Here is a 17922-nt window from a genome sequence, read left to right on the forward strand (position 1 = left end):
CCGCTCCCCGGGTTGGGCCCTCTTCCCCCCCCCCAAACGCCAACTCGAAGCCGTACGCTTACGCCGAGAAGCGAACCGGCTCACCAGCCTGCTGCGTCGCGTACTCCGACAACGCGGCGAAAAACTCGGCGCCGCTGCGCGTGTCGCGCCATTCGCCATCGACGAAACGGAAGTGAAAACCACCCGCTTTCGCGGCGATCCAGATCTCGCTCATCGGCGGTTGCAGGTTGACGATAATCTTCGTGCGATTCTCAAATTCGAGCGTCAGCACGTTGCCGCTGCGCTCGAGTTCGATGTCGGCGTCGGTGTCGTCCAGCGCGCGTTCGATGGCGGCTAGCGCGGCTTCCGCACGGGTCAGGTAATCACTATCGGACATGCTAAACTCCATCGATTATTTATTCAGGGACAGTCATGCGAGTTGTATCTCGGATGCGCGCGGCGGCGCCCGGCCGCGCGATTGTAGCGGGTTTAGCCATTCTCGCAGGTTGCGCGCTCGGTGGTTGCGGACAACGCGGTTCCCTCTATTTGCCGACCGTGCCGCCGCTTCCGGCTCCGCCGGCATCCCGCACGCAAACCCCGCCGCCGGAGAGCGCGCAACCCGCCTCGGCAAGCGCGGCTGACCTGAGCACCGTGCCGGATACCTCGGGTACACCGCTCTCGCTGGCGCCGGAAACCGAACTCGCCACGCCGCCCGCTTCCGCTGCATCCGGTACCGCCGCTCCGCTGCCTGCCTCCGCCGTCACCCCCGTTCAATAGACTTTCGCATGACTCGATCCGCATTTGACTATGTCGACGGCGTATTGCACGCCGAAGGCGTGTCCGCCGTCTCTCTCGCCGAACAGTTCGGCACGCCGCTGTACGTCTATTCGCGCGCCGCGCTCACCGAAGCGTGGAACGCGTATGCGGGCGCTTGCGCCGGCCGTCGCGCGAGCGTGCACGTGGCCGTCAAGGCCAATAGCAATCTCGCGGTGCTGAACGTGTTCGCGCGTCTCGGCGCCGGCTTCGACATCGTGTCGGGTGGCGAACTGGCGCGCGTGCTCGCGGCCGGCGGCAAAGCGGAGAACACCGTGTTTTCCGGCGTGGGCAAGAACGCACAAGAGATGCGCGACGCGCTCGCGGCGGGCGTCAAATGCTTCAACGTCGAATCGATTCCCGAACTCGATCGCCTGAACGCGGTTGCGGCGGAAATGGGCAAGAAGGCGCCGGTGTCGTTGCGCGTGAATCCCGACGTCGATGCGAAAACGCATCCGTATATCTCCACCGGGCTGAAGTCGAACAAGTTCGGCGTCGCCTTCGAAGATGCGCGCGCCACGTATCGCGCCGCCGCGGCGATGGCGAATCTGGACGTGATCGGTATCGACTGCCACATCGGCTCGCAGATCACCGAAGTCGCGCCTTATCTCGACGCGGTCGACAAGGTGCTGGAACTGGTCGAGCAGATCGAGCAGGACGGCGTGAAGATTCGCCACATCGACGTAGGCGGCGGCCTCGGCATCACGTACGACGACGAAACACCGCCGGAGATCGGCGAGTTCGTGCGCACCGTGCTCGATCGCATCGAAGCGCGCGGTCACGGCCATCGTGAAGTGTATTTCGAGCCGGGCCGTTCGCTGGTCGGCAATGCGGGTGTGCTGCTCACGCGTCTCGAGTTTCTGAAGCCCGGCGCTGAAAAGAACTTCGCCATCGTCGACGCGGCGATGACCGATCTCGCGCGCCCCGCGATGTACGAGGCGTATCACGCCATCGAGCCCGTCGTGAAGCGCGACGTGCCTGCTCATGTCTACGACGTGGTCGGCCCGGTTTGCGAAAGCGGCGACTGGCTCGGCCGCGAACGCCTGCTGGCGGTCGAACCGGGCGATCTGCTCGCGATCCGCTCGGCCGGCGCTTACGGCTTCGTGATGAGCTCGAACTACAACACGCGTCCGCGTGCGGCCGAGGTGATGGTCGATGGTACACAGGTCCATGTGGCTCGCGCACGTGAAGAGGTCAAACAGCTGTTTGCGGGTGAAGCCATCCTGCCGGCGTAAACGGTCGCATCAGCGCAACAAGATAAAAAAAGGCGATGCCGGTGCGGCATCGCCTTTTTCTATTTGCGCGCCGTCGCCGCGCACGCCGCGCGATCGTCAACGCGCCATTGACCTTCGCTCACGCAGCCAGACAATCAACCGCCATCCCAGCAGCACGACCATGATCGCGCCGTAGATCTTCGGCAGCAGCAGATCGTGCTTGCCCGCCTTCATCCACCAGAAATGCAGAATCGCGAGCGCGCCGATCGCATAGATCGCGCGATGCAGGGTCTGCCAGCGGCGTCCGAGTTTGCGCACCATCGCGCGTGGCGACGTCACAGCCAGCGCGATCAGCAACACGAAGGCGGCAAAGCCCACGGTGATGAACGGCCGCTTGCCGATGTCCTTGAAAATGGCGGCCACGTCGAACCACTTGTCGAACCAGAGGTAAGTGGTGAAATGCAGTGTCGCATAGAAGAACGTGTAGAGGCCGAGCATGCGCCGAAACCGCACCAATGCCGCGACGCCGGTGAGACGGCGCAATGGTGTCGCGGCCAGCGTGATGCAGAGGAAGACGAGCGTCCAGAGGCCCGTCGAGCGCGTGATGAATTCGATCGGATTCGCGCCGAGCCGGTCGGTCATGCCGAACAGCACGATGCGCGCGAGCGGATACCACGCCGCGATAAATACCGCGATTTTGGCCGGCACGATCCAGCGCGCGCCGCCGGCGGGCCGCTGCTTCGCCGTCGCTGCCGTCTTTGCCGCCGCGGCGGGCGTGGCCGCCGGCGCACGCGATGCGTTGCGTTCGGCGGGGACAACGGGTTGTGTATCGGAAGCCATCGTCGCGCCTCAGAAATTCTTCTTCAGGTCCATGCCTTGATACAGCGACGCGACCTGATCCCCGTAGCCGTTGAACATCAGCGTCTTGCGCTTCGGCGTGAAGAAACCGTCTTCACCGATGCGCCGTTCGGTCGCCTGACTCCAGCGCGGATGATCGACATTCGGATTCACGTTCGAATAAAAACCGTACTCGCTCGATGCGTACGTGTTCCAGCTGGTAGGCGGCTGCTTGTCGAGAAAGCGGATCTTCACCAGCGACTTCGCGCTCTTGAACCCATACTTCCACGGCACCACGATGCGCACCGGCGCGCCGTTCTGATTCGGCAGAACCTGGCCGTAGAGACCCATCGTCAGCAGCGTGAGCGGGTTCATCGCTTCGTCCATGCGCAGGCCTTCGGAATACGGCCAGTCGAGCACGGGCGTCGAGAGCCCCGGCATTTGCGACGGATCGGCCAGCGTGATGAACTGCACGTATTTGGCATTGCCGGTCGGCTGCACACGTTTGATCAACTCCGCCAGCGGCACGCCGATCCACGGAATCACCATCGACCAGCCTTCGACGCAACGCAGCCGGTACACGCGCTCTTCGAGCGGCGCGAGCTTGAGCAATTCGTCGATGTCGTACACCTTCGGGTTCCTGATTTCACCCTCGACGCTGACCTTCCACGGATGCGGCCGCAGCGTCCCGGCGTTGTGCGCGGGATCGGCTTTGTCGGTGCCGAACTCGTAGAAGTTGTTGTATGTGGTGATGTCCTTGTACGGCGTGATGCGGTCGAGCGCGACGAACCGGATATTGGTCTTCGTCGCCAGTTTCTGCGCCTTCGGATCCGGCGACGTGTAGGCGGCCTGCGCCTCGCCGCTCCCGCCGATCAGACCACCGAGCGCTACCGCGCCGGCCGCCTGCAACACGCGCCGCCGGTTCTCGAAGACACGCTGCGGCGTGATTTCGCTGCGCGCGATGTCGTCACCGACGAGTTGCCTTCTGTCGCTTCGTTTGATCCACATCGTGCTGCTCCTTGGCGCCCCTTCGGTCTGTGCATCTTACGGGGCCATATTGATGATCGCTCGTCCGGACCTGCGTCCGCTCACCCGTAGGTACTGTGAGGACGAACACATTGGATGCAGCAAATATTCCGCCAGTCGCAAAAAAACCGCCGATGCGAAAGCACGCGGCGGTTTCTGGTCCATCCGAAGCGACGAATTTTACAGCTTGCCGTAGCTATGCAGCCCCGACAGAAACATGTTGACGCCGAGAAACGCGAACGTCGTCACCAGCAGGCCGGTCAGCGCCCACCAGGCCGCGACCGCGCCGCGCAGGCCCTTCATCAGACGCATGTGCAGCCAGGCCGCGTAGTTCAGCCAGACGATCAGCGCCCACGTTTCCTTCGGGTCCCAGCTCCAGTAGCCGCCCCACGCTTCCGCGGCCCACAGCGCGCCGAGAATCGTCGCGATCGTGAAGAACGCGAAGCCGACGGCGATCGACTTGTACATCACGTCGTCGAGCACGTCGAGCGCCGGCAGGCGGTCCGCCAGCACGCCGCGCTCTTTCGCCAGATACGCGACGGCGACCATCGCCGACAGCGCGAAACTGCCGTAGCCGATGAAGTTGGCCGGCACGTGAATCTTCATCCACCAGCTTTGCAGGGCGGGGACCAGCGGCTGGATCTGCTGCGCGTCGCGCGCGACCGAGTACCACATCAGGAAACCGACGGCGGCGCTGATCACCAGCAGCACGAATGCGCCGAGCGCGCGGGTGTTGTAGTGCTGCTCGTAGTACAGATAGAACAGCGCGGTGATCAGGCTGAACAGCACGAACACTTCGTACAGGTTCGAAATGGGAATATGGCCGACGTCCGCACCAATCAGATACGACTCGTACCAGCGCACCATCAGGCCGACGAAGCCCATCACCACGGCAGCCCAGGTCATCTTCGAGCCGATCGCCGCGCCGGTCGCCGAGCGCGACAGCAGACCGATCCAGTAGAACACGGTGGCGAACACGAAGAGCGCGCTCATCCACAGAATCGCGGACTGGCTCGACAGGAAATACTTGAGGAAGAACGCGTTGTCCGCACGGCTCAGATCGCCCTGGTAAATCTGGATCGCCAGCAGTGACAGCGCCGCGATCCCCACCATCAACGGACGCACCGGCTTCCAGCGCCAGCCGAGCACGACGAAGACCGGCACCGCGCACACCAGCACCAGTTTGTCGTAGTAATTCATGAACGGGTAATAGCGCGACAGCGCGAACCCGGCACCCGCGACCATCGCGACGGCGAACAGCCAGTCGACGATACCGAGTCGCTTCAGAAACGGCCGCTCGTCATACTGCGCGACGTTGAGCGTCTCGCCCGCGAACACCTTGTCGGGCCGCGACGCTGAAGAAGAGGAAGAGGAAACCTGAGTCAAGTCCATGATCTTACCGGGTCGAATCTTGTGAGCTGGCGGACGGCGGGTCGGCGTCGCGAGGCTTGCCGGCGGCGTCGGATGTTTCGCTGAGCTTCGCGCCCAGCGCCGCGCCTACGGCGTCGCGCGTCTGCACGAACTCTTTTTCGAAGTCGAGCGTTTTACGCGCGCTCGACATCGCCATCACGACATTCGTGCCGTGATCGGTATCTTTGAGCCAGAACCAGAGGCGCCGTTCGCGGACGTAGAACATCGAAAAGATGCCTAACACGAGGAGCAGGCTGCCAAGATACACGACTTTTTTGCCCGGCGCGCGCGTCAACTGAAATACCGAAGCTTGCACCTGCTTGAAGGAGTCAAGCTGCAAGTAGACCGGCGATCCATACAGAAAGCTGTCGGATATCGCGTTGATCGAGCTCTGGACGAAGCGGCTCGCCTCCGCGCTGGCCTGCACCTCGGGCTCGCCGAGCTGCTCGCGGGACAGTTGCCACAGGTCCCACGTCGCGCCTTCCAGCATGCGCAGCAGCAGGCCCGCGGCCTTTTCCTGCTCCCCCTTCGGCACCGAATGGTCGATAAAGCCGGCAATCGCCTGGAAGCCGCCGACCGGCTGGCCGTTCGGCAGCTTGATGGCGCTGTCCGCGCCGGCAAAAAGGGTCAGCACACGTGACGCGCTTTCTTCGAGATGCTGCTGCAGTTCGGCGTTCGAACCCGGCACCGAGCGCAGCGCAAAACGGTGCGCGGCCTTGGCGCGCATGGCCGGATCCGCGAGCGTCGCGCGCAGGTTCATCCATTCCTTGACCGTGCCGCCAGTGTCGGCGGGAATGCGCAGGTAGCGGAACGGATCGTCCGGATTCAGGCGCATGCCGGCGAGGAACATTTTCTCGCCCGCGACGTCCACCGGCAGCATGTAGTTGTTGTACTCGCGCGCCTGGCCGTCCTTGTCGCGCACCTTGTACTGCACCGACGGGCCGACGTTATGCAGATCCAGCGGCTTGGAGGTCTTCGCGCCGGAGCCGAGACGCTCGTCGAACGCCTCTTTCAGCGAGCGATGCGCGGCGACGCCGCGAGCATCGTTCTGGCCGCTGCCGTTCGAGATGTTTTCGACATTGATCGCGCGGAAATCGGTGAACTCGACCGTCTGGCCGTCGGCGAGCGGCGTAGCCGTGTTGAGCGGCGCATTGCCGCCAATCGTGCCGCCGAACGGCGCGGTCTTCGCGCTCGTGCCGGACATCGGATAGGCCGTCATCTGCATCTGCGAGCCGCCGTCCTGGAAGCTCGACTGGTAGATCGACACGCCGTCATAGGTGAACGGCTTGTTCACCTCGATGCGCGCCGGCACGCGCGCGCCCGTTTTGTGATCGACCACGACGATGTCGCTCGCGAACAGCTTTGGCATACCGGTCGAGTAATAATCGACGATGAACTTGTTCAGCTCGATCGAGAACGGCAGGTCCTGGATCAGCGAGCCGTCCGGCTGGTTCAGGATAGCGGTCGACACGTGCTGCCCTTCCGGCACCCACGCGTAGCCACGGAACGTCGGGTTCGATTCGGAAAGACGATGTTCCGGCGGGATGTCGTTGATCACCGTGTTCGCGCGGATCGGCGATTTGTCGAACAGCCACATTTGCAGCTTGATCGGCAGATTGCTGTCGAGCAGGCCGCCGAGGCAGATCACGACGATCGCGATGTGAGCGGAGATGTAGCCGAACCTGGTCAATGCGCCGCGCTTGGCGGCGATCAGCGTCGCGCCCTCGGACTCACGCGTGACGAATTTGTAGCCAAGTCGCGCCGACAGTTGGGCGAGCACCGCCGAGGTCTGCGCGCGCGTGCCGTGTACCGCGAACTCGCCCTTGTGATGGAACGCGCGCAGGCTGCCTTCGCGGACTTTATCTTTCCAGCTCTTCGCGTCGGCGAGCATCTTGGGCGCGTTGCGGATCACGCACAGCGACACCGACACCATCAGGAAGCCGAGAATCAGCATGAACCACCACGAGCTGTACACCGTGTACAGGCTCAGCGAGCGGAAGATGTCCGCCCAGAACGGGCCGAACTGATTGACGTAGTTAGGATACGGATCGTCCTGCGTGAGGACGGTGCCGATGATGCTGGCGATCGACAGAATCACGAGCAGCGCAATGGCGAAACGCATCGAACTCAAGACTTCGATGACGCTGCGCAAGACCCGATTGCCCGACTTCGACTGCAAACCCGACGTGGTGACGCTCATTCAAACTCCGACTGAACAGCAAAAAAGGGTGAACGGCTGTCGTACGCGCGACGCCCTCACCCTTTTCTTGTTTGTACCGGCCTCGCCGGGCCGGTTGCGCTTGCGAGCGGACTTCTTAACGCAAGCCCGCGATGTAATCGGCTACAGCCTTGATCTCGCTGTCCGACAGACGCGATGCAATAGTGTGCATCGCCTCGTTGTTGTTGCGTGCGCCAGGCCCTTGCGTGAACGCGGCCAACTGCGCCACTGAGTATTCCGCCCATTGTCCCGACATGCGCGGGAATTGCGACGGGATCCCTTGACCGGTCGGCCCATGGCAGCTTGCGCATGCCGGCACGCCCTTGTCGGCGATCCCGCCTCGATAAATTCTCTGACCGAGCGCGACCGTGTTCTTGTTATGCGCGTAGCCGGGCTTCGGGGTCTGCGACGCGAAATAAGCGGCGACGTTGACCATGTCCTGTTCGGAGAGCGCCGCGGCCATGCCCGCCATGATCGCATTGTTGCGCGCGGGCTGCTTCGCGCCCGGCTGAATCTTGAAATCCTGCAGTTGCTTGACGAGATACTCGGGATGCTGGCCCGCCAGCTTCGGATAGGCACCGCCGGCACTGTTGCCGTCCGCGCCGTGACACGACGCGCATACCTGCACTGCGATTGCCTGCCCCCGATTGACGTCCGGCTTCGCCGGATCTGCTGCTCGTGCCTGAATTGCCAAACCAGAAAGACCTGCCGCTACATGAAGCACCATCAGAGTCTTGCTCAGTCGATTCATTCGCACACCCTGTCTCGTCTTGTGGGATTTTAGAGGTTTTGCAAAATACGACGGCGACCGAGTGACCGCCAGGAGCCGCCAAGGCACGCGGGCTGGCCCCCTCAGGTTTTCAGTAAACCATCGTATTGTACAATAACTCGCTAATCGCTAAGACGCCAGTCGGGCTTGACCCGTCCCCACTCCGGGTTCCCCGGCGTCTCGAATCCTGGCCTGATCATGTCCTTCCTGCTCCACCAATCCCGCTTTTTCACGACCGTCAATCACCTGCGCGATTTGCCGGCCACCTCGCAACCCGAGATTGCCTTCGCGGGACGCTCGAACGCGGGCAAGTCGACGGCCATCAATATCCTGTGCAATCAGAAGCGCCTCGCCTTCGCCAGCAAGACGCCGGGACGCACGCAGCACATCAATTACTTTTCGGTGGGCAAAGCGGACGAGCCGACCGCGCATCTGGTCGACCTGCCGGGTTACGGCTATGCGGAAGTGCCGGGCGCGGCCAAGGCGCACTGGGAAGCGCTGCTGTCCACGTATCTGCAATCACGCTCGCAATTGCGCGGCATGATCCTGATGATGGACTCGCGCCGCCCGCTGACCGAACTGGACCGCCGCATGATCGAGTGGTTCGCGCCGACCGGCAAGCCGATCCACACGTTGCTCACCAAATGCGACAAATTGACGCGCCAGGAAAGCGTGAACGCCTTGCGTGCCACGCAGAAAGGCTTGGCGGAATATCGCACCGCCGGCTATCAGGGCGAGTTGACCGCGCAACTGTTCTCGGCGCTCAAGCGCGTCGGGATCGACGAAGCGCACGCGCTGATCGAAAGCTGGCTGATCCCCGATGCGAAGGGCGAAACGGACGGCGCGCAGTAAGTTCCGTCACCGGCTCGGATAGGACAAAAGTGCCAAATCCGGCCGCGCATAAAAAAACCCGCCGCTTAAACGGCGGGTCAAACAGCCTAATCGAAAAAACGACAGGCACCCGCTCAGGGAGGAGAAGCGGGGAGGTCAGCGCAAGGCGCCTTGCTCGATCGGTATGATATACCATTGTCTCGAAAAGTTTCCGGGAGCGGAGGCAGGCGTTACTTGTCCACTCCACACATCCACGACCTTCGATCCGATATGAGCTTCTACCCGCACTACCGTCCGCGCCGTATGCGCCGTGACGACTTCTCGCGTCGCATGATGCGCGAAAACATCCTCACCACCAACGATCTGATCTACCCCGTGTTCATCGTCGAAGGCACCAACGTGCGGCAAGCCGTACCGTCGATGCCGGGCGTCGAGCGCGTGTCGGTCGATCTGCTGATGGGTGTCGCCGAGCAATGCGTCGAACTGGGCGTGCCGGTGCTGTCGCTGTTCCCCGCGATCGAGCCGTCGCTGAAAACGCCCGATGGCCGCGAGGCGACCAATCCGGCCGGCCTGATCCCGCGCGCGGTTCGTGAACTGAAGAAGAATTTCCCGGAGCTCGGCGTGCTCACCGACGTCGCGCTCGATCCGTACACGAGCCACGGCCAGGACGGCGTGCTCGACGAAGCCGGTTACGTGATCAACGACGAGACCGTCGAGATTCTCGTCGAGCAGGCACGCGCGCAGGCTGAGGCGGGCGTCGACATCGTCGCGCCGTCGGACATGATGGACGGCCGCATCGGCGCGATCCGCGAAATGCTCGAGAGCGAGGACCACATCCATACGCGCATCATGGCTTACGCGGCCAAGTTCGCGTCGGCGTTCTACGGCCCGTTTCGCGACGCCGTCGGTTCCGCGACGAACCTCGGCAAGAGCAACAAGATGACGTACCAGATGGACCCGGCCAATTCGAATGAAGCGCTGCGCGAAGTGCAAGCGGACATCAACGAAGGCGCGGACATGGTGATGGTCAAGCCGGGCATGCCGTATCTGGATATCGTGCGTCGCGTGAAGGATGAGTTCCAGTTCCCGACGTACGTGTACCAGGTCAGCGGCGAATACGCGATGTTGAAGGCGGCCGCGCAGAACGGCTGGCTCGATCACGACAAGGCCATGATGGAATCGCTGCTGGCGTTCAAACGGGCCGGCGCGGATGGCGTGCTGACGTATTTCGCGCTGGATGCCGCGCGGATTCTGCGTTCGCAGAAGTAAGCTGATGGGCCGCCTGTTGGCGGCGGCCTGGGTTGTTCAGGCGTTATGCGAAACGGAGACAGGCCTTTACGGGCGTGCCTCCGTTTTTTTTATGCCGGGATGCCGACTGCGGCAGTTCGGCTGTTCTGGAGCCATGTCGGCGCTTTCATTCGCCGATGTCACGGCGCGTTACGCTCCCGACGCACCCGCGCGATCCAGCGTGCGCAAGAATTTATCCGCCGACTCATACCCCACGACGCGCAACACTTCCTTGCCGCCCTGATCGAAGAAGATGATCCCCGGCGGTCCAAACAGGCTAAAACGCCTGAGCAAAGCCTGATCGTCGACGTTGTTTGCAGTGACGTCGGCACGCAGCAGGTTCATCTGCTTTAATTTCGCCTGAACACGCGGGTCGCTGAAGGTGAATTTCTCCATCTCCTTGCAACTCACGCACCAGTCTGCATAAAAATCGAGCATAGCGGGCTGTGCAGCCGTTTTGACGGCCTGATCGAGTTCACTCGATGATCGGACCGCGGCAAACGTCAGAGCGCTTTGCGACGCCGCGCCCACCTGGCTGGAGGCATTCGCGGCGCCGACCTCTCCGCCACGCGCGGCCAACACGGCGAGCGGCCGCAGCGGATCTGACGATCCAGCAGCCAGACCGACCAGCAGCACCGCCGCCCACACTGCCAGCGCCGCGCCGATTCCGCGGCCCAACCGCTGCCAAACGGACCCGCCGACAACCGGCCCGGAAAACAACCCAAGCGAAGCCGCCGCGATGAGCAACCAGAGCGCGCTCAACAGCATCGTCGCAGCCGCGCCGAGCACCGGCCAAACGATCCACAGCGCCGCCGCAAGCAGCACGACGCCGAAGAAGACCTTGACGCCGTCCATCCATGCGCCCGCACGCGGCAGCAGAGTGCCGGCTCCAAGTCCGACGATCAGGAGCGGCACACCGAGCCCGAGTCCCATCGAAAACAGCGCGGCGCCGCCAAGCACGGCGTCGCCGGTATGTGCAATGAATGCCAGTACGGCAAAAAGCGGCGCGGTCATACACGCACCGACCACCAGTGCAGACAGCGCGCCCATTATGGCGACGGCGGCGAATTTGCCGCCAGAGCGCCCGCGCGATGCACGCGACACCCCCTCCTGCCAGCGCTGCGGCACCGCGATGTCGACACCGGCGATCAGCGTCAGCGCGAAAATCGTCAGCAGGACGCCGAATACGCCAAGTACCCACGGGCTCTGAAGCCATGCTCCGAGGCTCTGTCCGATGAGTGCCGCCGCCACGCCCAGCGCGGTGTACACAAGTGCCATGCCGATCACGTAGGACAGCGATAACGCGAAGCCGCGCGCACGCGTCACCCGCGCGCCTTCACCTATGATGATCGCCGACAGGATCGGGATCATCGGATACGAGCACGGCAGCAGGCTGAGTACGGCGCCCGCGACGAAATAGAGTCCGGCGATCGCCAGCAGGCCGCCGCGCTGCAGCAGCGACTGCGCGTAGTCGGCGCTGGTGGCGCGCTCGTACCAAGGCTCGTCGGCTGCCGCGGATTGCTGCGTGGCCGTCGTGGCGGCCGCCGCGCTGCCGGCGGGCTGCAAGGCTTCGCCGCTCACGCGGTACACACGCTCCATCGGCGGATAGCAAATGCCGGCATCAGCACAGCCCTGCGACGTTACCGCCAGTTCGAACGGCCCCGTCGCCTGTTTGACGGGGATGCGGATCGTAAGCTCGTTGCGGTAAGTCTCCACGTCCTTGTTGAACGTCTGATCGAACTTCACGTGGCCGGCCGGCAACTGCGGCTCGCCAATCGTGGCCGCGCCGTCCCGGGTCGCAAACGCGAAGCGCTCGCGGTACATGTAATAGCCGTCAGCGATCTTGTATGTCACGACGACTTCACCCGGCTTCTCGCTCGCGCTGAATTTGAACGCGACGGCAGGATCCAGAAAGTCGTCAGCGGCGTGGGCGAGCGTGGTGAACTGCGCGAGGATTACGCAACCGAGCAGGAAAAATGCGGTGCGCAGCGCATGACGCGCGCGCCGGTCGAGACCGTTAAACATGGAGAGGACGTTGGGTTTCAGCAGTGATCCACTGGCCGTACGCGGCCGATGCCGTCGCTTGCCACGAGAGGATTTCCGGCGTGTCGTAGGGATGGTGAGCCTGTATGTACTGCTCGAGTTCGAGCGCACGTGCGGCGCTCGTCTTGAACAGCAATTGGATCTCCTGCGCGGTTTCGATTTTGCCCTGCCAGTGATAACTCGACTGCACGCTGCCTAACTGCGTGACGCACGCACATAAATGCGCGGCCAGCGCATCCGCGGCGAGCTTCTGAGCGACGGCCGCATCCGGCACCGTGGTCAGAATCAGGATCACATTCACACTCACAAAAGGCTCCAGCGACGCACGAATCATGTGTCGATATCGTATCACCTAGCCCTATGGCGCCGCTGATGGCCCCGCAGCGGACACGCAGCATTTGGCCAGCGGTGAATGGACACCTCAATGGCAAATGAGCCGGCAAAAAAAAAGCCAGGCTATGCGCCTGGCTTTCTATCGAAGCTAAAAAAGCTTACTCAGCTTCTTGCACTTCAACTTCTTCAACTTCCGGACGGTCCAGCAGTTCGACCAGTGCCATCGGTGCGTTGTCGCCGACGCGGAAGCCGAACTTCAGGACGCGCAGGTAGCCGCCCGGACGGGTAGCGTAACGCGGGCCAAGAACTTCGAACAGCTTCGTGACCGAGTCACGATCACGCAGGCGGTTGAACGCCAGACGACGATTTGCCAGCGACGGCTTCTTGCCGAGCGTGATCAGCGGCTCGACGACTTTACGGAGCTCTTTCGCCTTCGGCAGCGTGGTCTTGATGACTTCGTGCTCGATCAGCGAGTTGGACATATTACGGAGCATTGCCAGACGGTGGCTGCTCGTGCGGTTCAGTTTCCGCAGACCATGACGGTGACGCATGTTAATTCCTTCGATTCAAAGTTTTGGTCCAGCTCTTCTATCGCGCTCGATCTACCCGAAAGTAGCGAGTGCACGGGCCGGTAGTGAAAAAAGACAAGACGCGGATTTTAAAGGAAAATCCGCGTCTTTGCCAGTGCAGCGGTGGGGTCTGTCCCGGGATTGCTACTCGAATTACTTGTCCAGCCCTGCGGGCGGCCAGTTTTCGAGCTTCATGCCGAGCGTCAAACCACGCGACGCCAATACTTCCTTGATTTCGTTCAGCGACTTGCGGCCCAGATTCGGCGTCTTGAGCAGCTCGTTTTCCGTACGCTGGATCAGGTCACCGATGTAGTAAATGTTCTCGGCCTTCAGGCAGTTCGCGGAACGAACCGTCAGTTCGAGATCATCGACCGGACGCAGCAGGATCGGATCGATCTGCGGCGCACGCGACGGCGCTTCAGCCGTTGCTTCCGTGCCTTCCAGTGCAGCGAACACCGACAGCTGATCGACCAGAATGCGAGCCGATTGACGGATCGCTTCTTCCGGCGAGATCACACCGTTGGTTTCGATGTTCATCACGAGCTTGTCGAGGTCGGTACGCTGTTCGACGCGAGCGCTTTCCACGGCGTAGCTCACACGGCGAACCGGCGAGAACGACGCATCCAGCACGATACGGCCGATAATCTTGGCCGACTCTTCGCCATAACGACGCACATTGCCCGGCACATAGCCGCGGCCCTTTTCGACCTTGATCTGCACGTCGAGCTTGCCGCCCTTCGACAGATGCGCAATCACGTGATCCGGGTTGATCACTTCGCAATCGTGCGCGAGTTCGATGTCGCCAGCAGTGACAACGCCTTCGCCGTCCTTGCGCAGCGTAACCGTGACTTCATCACGGTTATGCAGCTTGAACACGACGCCCTTCAGGTTCAACAACAGGTTGACCACATCCTCTTGCACACCGTCGAGCGTCGAATACTCATGTACGACGCCTGCGATCGTCACTTCGGTCGGCGCGTAGCCCACCATCGACGACAGCAGCACGCGCCGAAGCGCGTTACCCAAGGTGTGGCCGTAACCGCGTTCAAACGGTTCCATGACCACTTTCGCGTGGCTCTCGCCAAGCGATTCAACTGCGATGATCTTGGGCTTCAACAAACTGGTTTGCATAGGTTTTCCTTTTCAATACCCTCGGCTCGTTACACCGATAAGGCTGACCGGTAACAACCTGAAAATAAACAGCCGAGACGCCCCCTTGCGCAACGCAATCGGGTGCCCCGGCCGTTAATCCGATTACCGCGAATACAATTCGACGATCAGGCTTTCGTTGATATCGCCAGCGATGTCGCTGCGTTCCGGCTTCGACTTGAACGTGCCTTCGAACTTCTTCGAATCGACAGCGACCCAGCTCGGCAGACCGCCTTGCTCAGCCAGCGACAGCGCTTCGAGAATACGCGCTTGCTTCTTCTTCTGTTCGCGCACTGCGACAACGTCGCCGGCCTTCACTTGCATCGACGGGATGTTCGACACGACGCCGTTCACCATGATCGCCTTGTGGCTCACGAGCTGACGTGCTTCAGCGCGCGTCGAGCCGAAGCCCATGCGATACACGACGTTGTCCAGACGCGATTCGAGCAACTGGAGCAGGTTTTCACCCGTGTTGCCCTTCAGGCGGTCGGCTTCAGCGAAGTAGCGGCGGAATTGACGCTCGAGAACACCGTAGATACGCTTAACTTTTTGCTTTTCGCGCAGCTGCGTGCCGTAGTCGGACGTACGTGCACCCGAGGTGCGGCCATGTTGGCCAGGCTTGCTGTCAAGCTTGCACTTGTCAGCGAGCGAACGACGGGCGCTCTTCAGGAAGAGGTCAGTGCCTTCACGGCGGGACAGCTTGGCCTTAGGGCCGATATAACGTGCCACGTTGATTCCTTCTATGATTAATCACGCGAATGCATGCATTCACGCTAGTCCGAACCCTTTGGGTCGAACGGTGGGCTTAGTCAATTCAATAACGCAAGCAGCCTGCCGCCGCGCGGGGCGGCAACAGGCGCAAGCAAAACCCGCGTCTTAGATACGACGACGCTTCGGCGGACGGCAGCCGTTGTGCGGCACCGGAGTCACGTCGGAAATCGCGGTGATCTTGATGCCAAGACCATGCAACGCGCGCACCGCCGACTCACGGCCAGGACCGGGGCCCTTGATCCGCACTTCGAGGTTCTTGACGCCGTATTCCATCGCCACGCGGCCTGCCGATTCGGCTGCCACCTGAGCTGCAAACGGGGTCGATTTACGCGAACCCTTGAAGCCCTGACCACCCGACGTTGCCCAAGCAAGTGCATTGCCTTGACGATCGGTGATCGTGATGATGGTGTTGTTGAACGACGCGTGAACGTGAACCACGCCCTCGGCGACGTTCTTCTTGACCTTCTTGCGAACGCGTTGCGCCGCGGAGTTGTTCGAAGCCTTAGCCATTACGTTTTCCTGTAACTGTCAGTTCCGCTTACTTCTTCAGCGATTGCGCTGCACGACGCGGACCCTTGCGCGTACGGGCATTCGTACGCGTACGTTGGCCACGCAGGGGCAAGCCCTTACGATGCCGAACGCCACGGTAGCAGCCGAGATCCATCAGGCGCTTGATGTTCATCGTCGTTTCACGGCGCAGATCGCCTTCAACGATGAACTTGCCGACTTCTTCACGCAGCTTTTCGAGGTCTGCGTCGTTCAGGTCTTTGACCTTCTTCGAAAATGCCACACCAGCAGCGACGCAGATGTCGCGCGAGCGCGTGCGGCCGACACCGTAAATAGCCGTCAGGCCGATTTCGGTATGCTGGTGATTCGGGATATTAACCCCTGCGATACGAGCCATTGTTTTTCCTCAAACAAAAAGCGCAGCAAAAAGCGCGGCGTTCAGCCTTGACGCTGTTTGTGGCGCGGATCAGAGCTGCAAATCACGCGCACAACGCCTTTGCGCTTGATGATCTTGCAATTGCGGCAAATGCGCTTAACCGATGCCATCACTTTCATGATATTACCCTTTTTTCAAATCACTTCGCCCGGAACACGATCCGCGCACGCGACAGATCGTAAGGCGTCAATTCAACCGTTACCTTGTCGCCCGGCAAGATTCGGATGTAGTGCATCCGCATCTTGCCGGATATGTGTCCCAATACGACATGGCCGTTTTCCAGCTTCACCCTGAAGGTAGCGTTAGGCAGGTTTTCGATGACTTCACCCTGCATCTGGATAACATCGTCTTTGGCCATAAGTCCTTTCAACGCATCGGGACGCCGCCGCCTTTGAAATTAGCTTTCTTCAGCAGCGATTCATACTGTTGCGACATAACGTACGACTGCACCTGCGCCATGAAATCCATTGTGACGACGACAATGATCAGCAGCGACGTTCCACCAAAATAAAACGGCACGTTCCAGCGCAGCACCAGAAATTCGGGCAGCAGACAAACAAACACGATGTAGATCGCACCAGCCAGCGTCAAACGCGTGAGGATACGGTCGATATATCGCGCCGTTTGATCGCCCGGGCGGATGCCTGGGACGAAAGCGCCACTCTTTTTCAGGTTGTCGGCCGTTTCCCTGCTGTTGAACACCAGTGCGGTGTAGAAGAAGCAGAAGAAAACGATCGCCAACGCGTACAGCAACACGTACACGGGTTGACCGGGCTTGAGGGCTTCGGCCACGTTGTGCAACGTGTCTGCGAACCAGCTGGTACGCGACCCCGAACTGAACCAGTTCAGGATGGTTGCCGGGAAGAGAATGATCGACGATGCAAAGATCGGCGGAATCACACCCGACATGTTCAGCTTCAGCGGCAGATGCGAAGACTGTCCGCCGTAAATCTTGTTACCGACTTGCCGCTTGGCGTAGTTCACAAGAATCTTGCGCTGGCCGCGTTCAATGAACACCACCAGATACGTCACAGCAGCAATCAGCGCGACCACGATAATCGCCGAGATGATGCTCATCGAGCCGGTTCGCACCAATTCGAAAAGACCACCGATTGCGTTCGGGAAACCCGCCGCAATACCGCCGAAAATGATGATCGAGATACCGTTGCCAAGCCCGCGCTCCGTGATCTGCTCACCCAGCCACATCAGGAACATCGTGCCTGTCACCAGCGTCACGACCGTCGTCAACCGAAACACCATCCCCGGATCGATTACCAGGCCCGGCTGATTTTCCAGTGCGACGGCAATACCGAACGCCTGGAACGTCGCCAACAGGACCGTAAAGATACGCGTGTACTGCGTAATCTTCCGTTGACCCGCCTGCCCTTCCTTTTTCAGCGCTTCGAGTTGCGGCGAGACAATTGCCAGCAACTGCATGATGATCGACGCCGAAATGTACGGCATGATCCCCAGCGCAAAAATCGTGAACCGCGAAAGCGCGCCACCCGAAAACATGTTGAACATGCCAAGGATGCCGCCCGACTGGCTTTGGAACAACTTTGCCAGCTGGTCCGGGTCAATACCCGGCACCGGAATATGCGCGCCGATACGGTAGACGATCAACGCCAGCAGCAGGAACACTGCACGCCGACGCAGATCGCCAAACTTCGCCGCGCTGCGACCGGGTTTTGCGAGACTCGGGCTGTTAGCCAAGTACCTTCTCCGATGCA

Annotated in this window: 20 protein-coding genes; 4 read left to right on the top strand and 16 right to left on the bottom strand. The window is 61.3% G+C overall.

Annotated features, from left to right (window positions below; genetic code table 11):
- Window positions 1-58 precede the first annotated feature (58 nt).
- The gene (gene cyaY, locus PQQ53_RS33010) at window positions 59-376 is read right to left on the bottom strand and encodes an iron donor protein CyaY (protein WP_408149884.1); all 318 of its coding nucleotides are present in this window, start codon (window positions 374-376) and stop codon (window positions 59-61) included.
- A 35-nt stretch (window positions 377-411) separates the two neighbouring features.
- On the opposite strand from cyaY, the gene lptM reads away from it, so the two are divergent.
- Together lptM and lysA are read left to right on the top strand one after the other, a co-directional pair.
- The gene (gene lptM / locus PQQ53_RS33015; protein ID WP_408155305.1) at window positions 412-756 is read left to right on the top strand and encodes an LPS translocon maturation chaperone LptM; all 345 of its coding nucleotides are present in this window, start codon (window positions 412-414) and stop codon (window positions 754-756) included.
- 8 nt (window positions 757-764) lie between these two features.
- Window positions 765-2027 (top strand): diaminopimelate decarboxylase, encoded by a 1263-nt coding sequence (gene lysA / locus PQQ53_RS33020; RefSeq protein ID WP_408149880.1) that lies wholly within the window; start codon window positions 765-767, stop codon window positions 2025-2027.
- A gap of 96 nt (window positions 2028-2123) precedes the next feature.
- Here the strand turns inward: lysA and msrQ are convergent, their stop codons facing one another.
- The 5 genes from msrQ to PQQ53_RS33045 form a co-directional block, all read right to left on the bottom strand.
- Entirely contained in the window at window positions 2124-2846 is a 723-nt protein-coding gene (msrQ, locus tag PQQ53_RS33025) for a protein-methionine-sulfoxide reductase heme-binding subunit MsrQ (protein WP_408328816.1), read from the bottom strand.
- Between the two features lie 9 nt (window positions 2847-2855).
- Window positions 2856-3851, bottom strand: coding sequence for a protein-methionine-sulfoxide reductase catalytic subunit MsrP (gene msrP, locus PQQ53_RS33030; RefSeq protein WP_408328819.1), 996 nt, complete (start codon window positions 3849-3851; stop codon window positions 2856-2858).
- Between the two features lie 198 nt (window positions 3852-4049).
- Complete coding sequence (gene ccsB, locus PQQ53_RS33035) at window positions 4050-5261, bottom strand: c-type cytochrome biogenesis protein CcsB (protein ID WP_408149874.1); 1212 nt, start codon at window positions 5259-5261, stop codon at window positions 4050-4052.
- Between the two features lie 4 nt (window positions 5262-5265).
- Complete coding sequence (locus PQQ53_RS33040) at window positions 5266-7479, bottom strand: cytochrome c biogenesis protein ResB (protein ID WP_408155313.1); 2214 nt, start codon at window positions 7477-7479, stop codon at window positions 5266-5268.
- 115 nt (window positions 7480-7594) lie between these two features.
- Entirely contained in the window at window positions 7595-8248 is a 654-nt protein-coding gene (locus tag PQQ53_RS33045) for a c-type cytochrome (RefSeq protein ID WP_408149870.1), read from the bottom strand.
- 216 nt (window positions 8249-8464) lie between these two features.
- Here PQQ53_RS33045 and yihA point away from each other — a divergent pair, with 216 nt between their 5' ends.
- The gene (gene yihA / locus PQQ53_RS33050) at window positions 8465-9118 is read left to right on the top strand and encodes a ribosome biogenesis GTP-binding protein YihA/YsxC (RefSeq protein ID WP_408149868.1); all 654 of its coding nucleotides are present in this window, start codon (window positions 8465-8467) and stop codon (window positions 9116-9118) included.
- Between the two features lie 249 nt (window positions 9119-9367).
- On the top strand, window positions 9368-10366 hold the full coding sequence (hemB, locus tag PQQ53_RS33055) for a porphobilinogen synthase (protein WP_408155315.1): 999 nt from the start codon (window positions 9368-9370) through the stop codon (window positions 10364-10366).
- Window positions 10367-10534: 168 nt separating this feature from the next.
- Here the strand turns inward: hemB and dsbD are convergent, their stop codons facing one another.
- From dsbD to secY, 10 genes are all read right to left on the bottom strand, one after another.
- Window positions 10535-12409, bottom strand: coding sequence for a protein-disulfide reductase DsbD (gene dsbD, locus PQQ53_RS33060; RefSeq protein ID WP_408328822.1), 1875 nt, complete (start codon window positions 12407-12409; stop codon window positions 10535-10537).
- On the bottom strand, window positions 12402-12734 hold the full coding sequence (cutA, locus tag PQQ53_RS33065) for a divalent-cation tolerance protein CutA (protein WP_408155317.1): 333 nt from the start codon (window positions 12732-12734) through the stop codon (window positions 12402-12404). Before cutA ends, dsbD begins: the two co-directional genes overlap by 8 nt.
- A gap of 184 nt (window positions 12735-12918) precedes the next feature.
- The gene (rplQ, locus tag PQQ53_RS33070) at window positions 12919-13311 is read right to left on the bottom strand and encodes a 50S ribosomal protein L17 (protein ID WP_006052227.1); all 393 of its coding nucleotides are present in this window, start codon (window positions 13309-13311) and stop codon (window positions 12919-12921) included.
- 171 nt (window positions 13312-13482) lie between these two features.
- Window positions 13483-14460 (bottom strand): DNA-directed RNA polymerase subunit alpha, encoded by a 978-nt coding sequence (locus PQQ53_RS33075; protein WP_042329254.1) that lies wholly within the window; start codon window positions 14458-14460, stop codon window positions 13483-13485.
- A gap of 123 nt (window positions 14461-14583) precedes the next feature.
- On the bottom strand, window positions 14584-15207 hold the full coding sequence (rpsD, locus tag PQQ53_RS33080; protein ID WP_121315894.1) for a 30S ribosomal protein S4: 624 nt from the start codon (window positions 15205-15207) through the stop codon (window positions 14584-14586).
- Window positions 15208-15354: 147 nt separating this feature from the next.
- Window positions 15355-15759, bottom strand: a complete 405-nt coding sequence (rpsK, locus tag PQQ53_RS33085) for a 30S ribosomal protein S11 (RefSeq protein WP_006052224.1) — start codon at window positions 15757-15759, stop codon at window positions 15355-15357.
- Between the two features lie 28 nt (window positions 15760-15787).
- Window positions 15788-16153, bottom strand: a complete 366-nt coding sequence (gene rpsM, locus PQQ53_RS33090; protein ID WP_012434566.1) for a 30S ribosomal protein S13 — start codon at window positions 16151-16153, stop codon at window positions 15788-15790.
- Between the two features lie 41 nt (window positions 16154-16194).
- The gene (gene rpmJ / locus PQQ53_RS33095) at window positions 16195-16311 is read right to left on the bottom strand and encodes a 50S ribosomal protein L36 (RefSeq protein WP_004199844.1); all 117 of its coding nucleotides are present in this window, start codon (window positions 16309-16311) and stop codon (window positions 16195-16197) included.
- 20 nt (window positions 16312-16331) lie between these two features.
- On the bottom strand, window positions 16332-16550 hold the full coding sequence (gene infA / locus PQQ53_RS33100) for a translation initiation factor IF-1 (RefSeq protein WP_004521905.1): 219 nt from the start codon (window positions 16548-16550) through the stop codon (window positions 16332-16334).
- Window positions 16551-16558: 8 nt separating this feature from the next.
- The gene (gene secY, locus PQQ53_RS33105) at window positions 16559-17905 is read right to left on the bottom strand and encodes a preprotein translocase subunit SecY (RefSeq protein ID WP_042329256.1); all 1347 of its coding nucleotides are present in this window, start codon (window positions 17903-17905) and stop codon (window positions 16559-16561) included.
- Window positions 17906-17922: the final 17 nt, after the last annotated feature.

The sequence above is a fragment of the Paraburkholderia strydomiana genome (assembly GCF_046030495.1).
GTDB lineage: Bacteria > Pseudomonadota > Gammaproteobacteria > Burkholderiales > Burkholderiaceae > Paraburkholderia > Paraburkholderia strydomiana_A.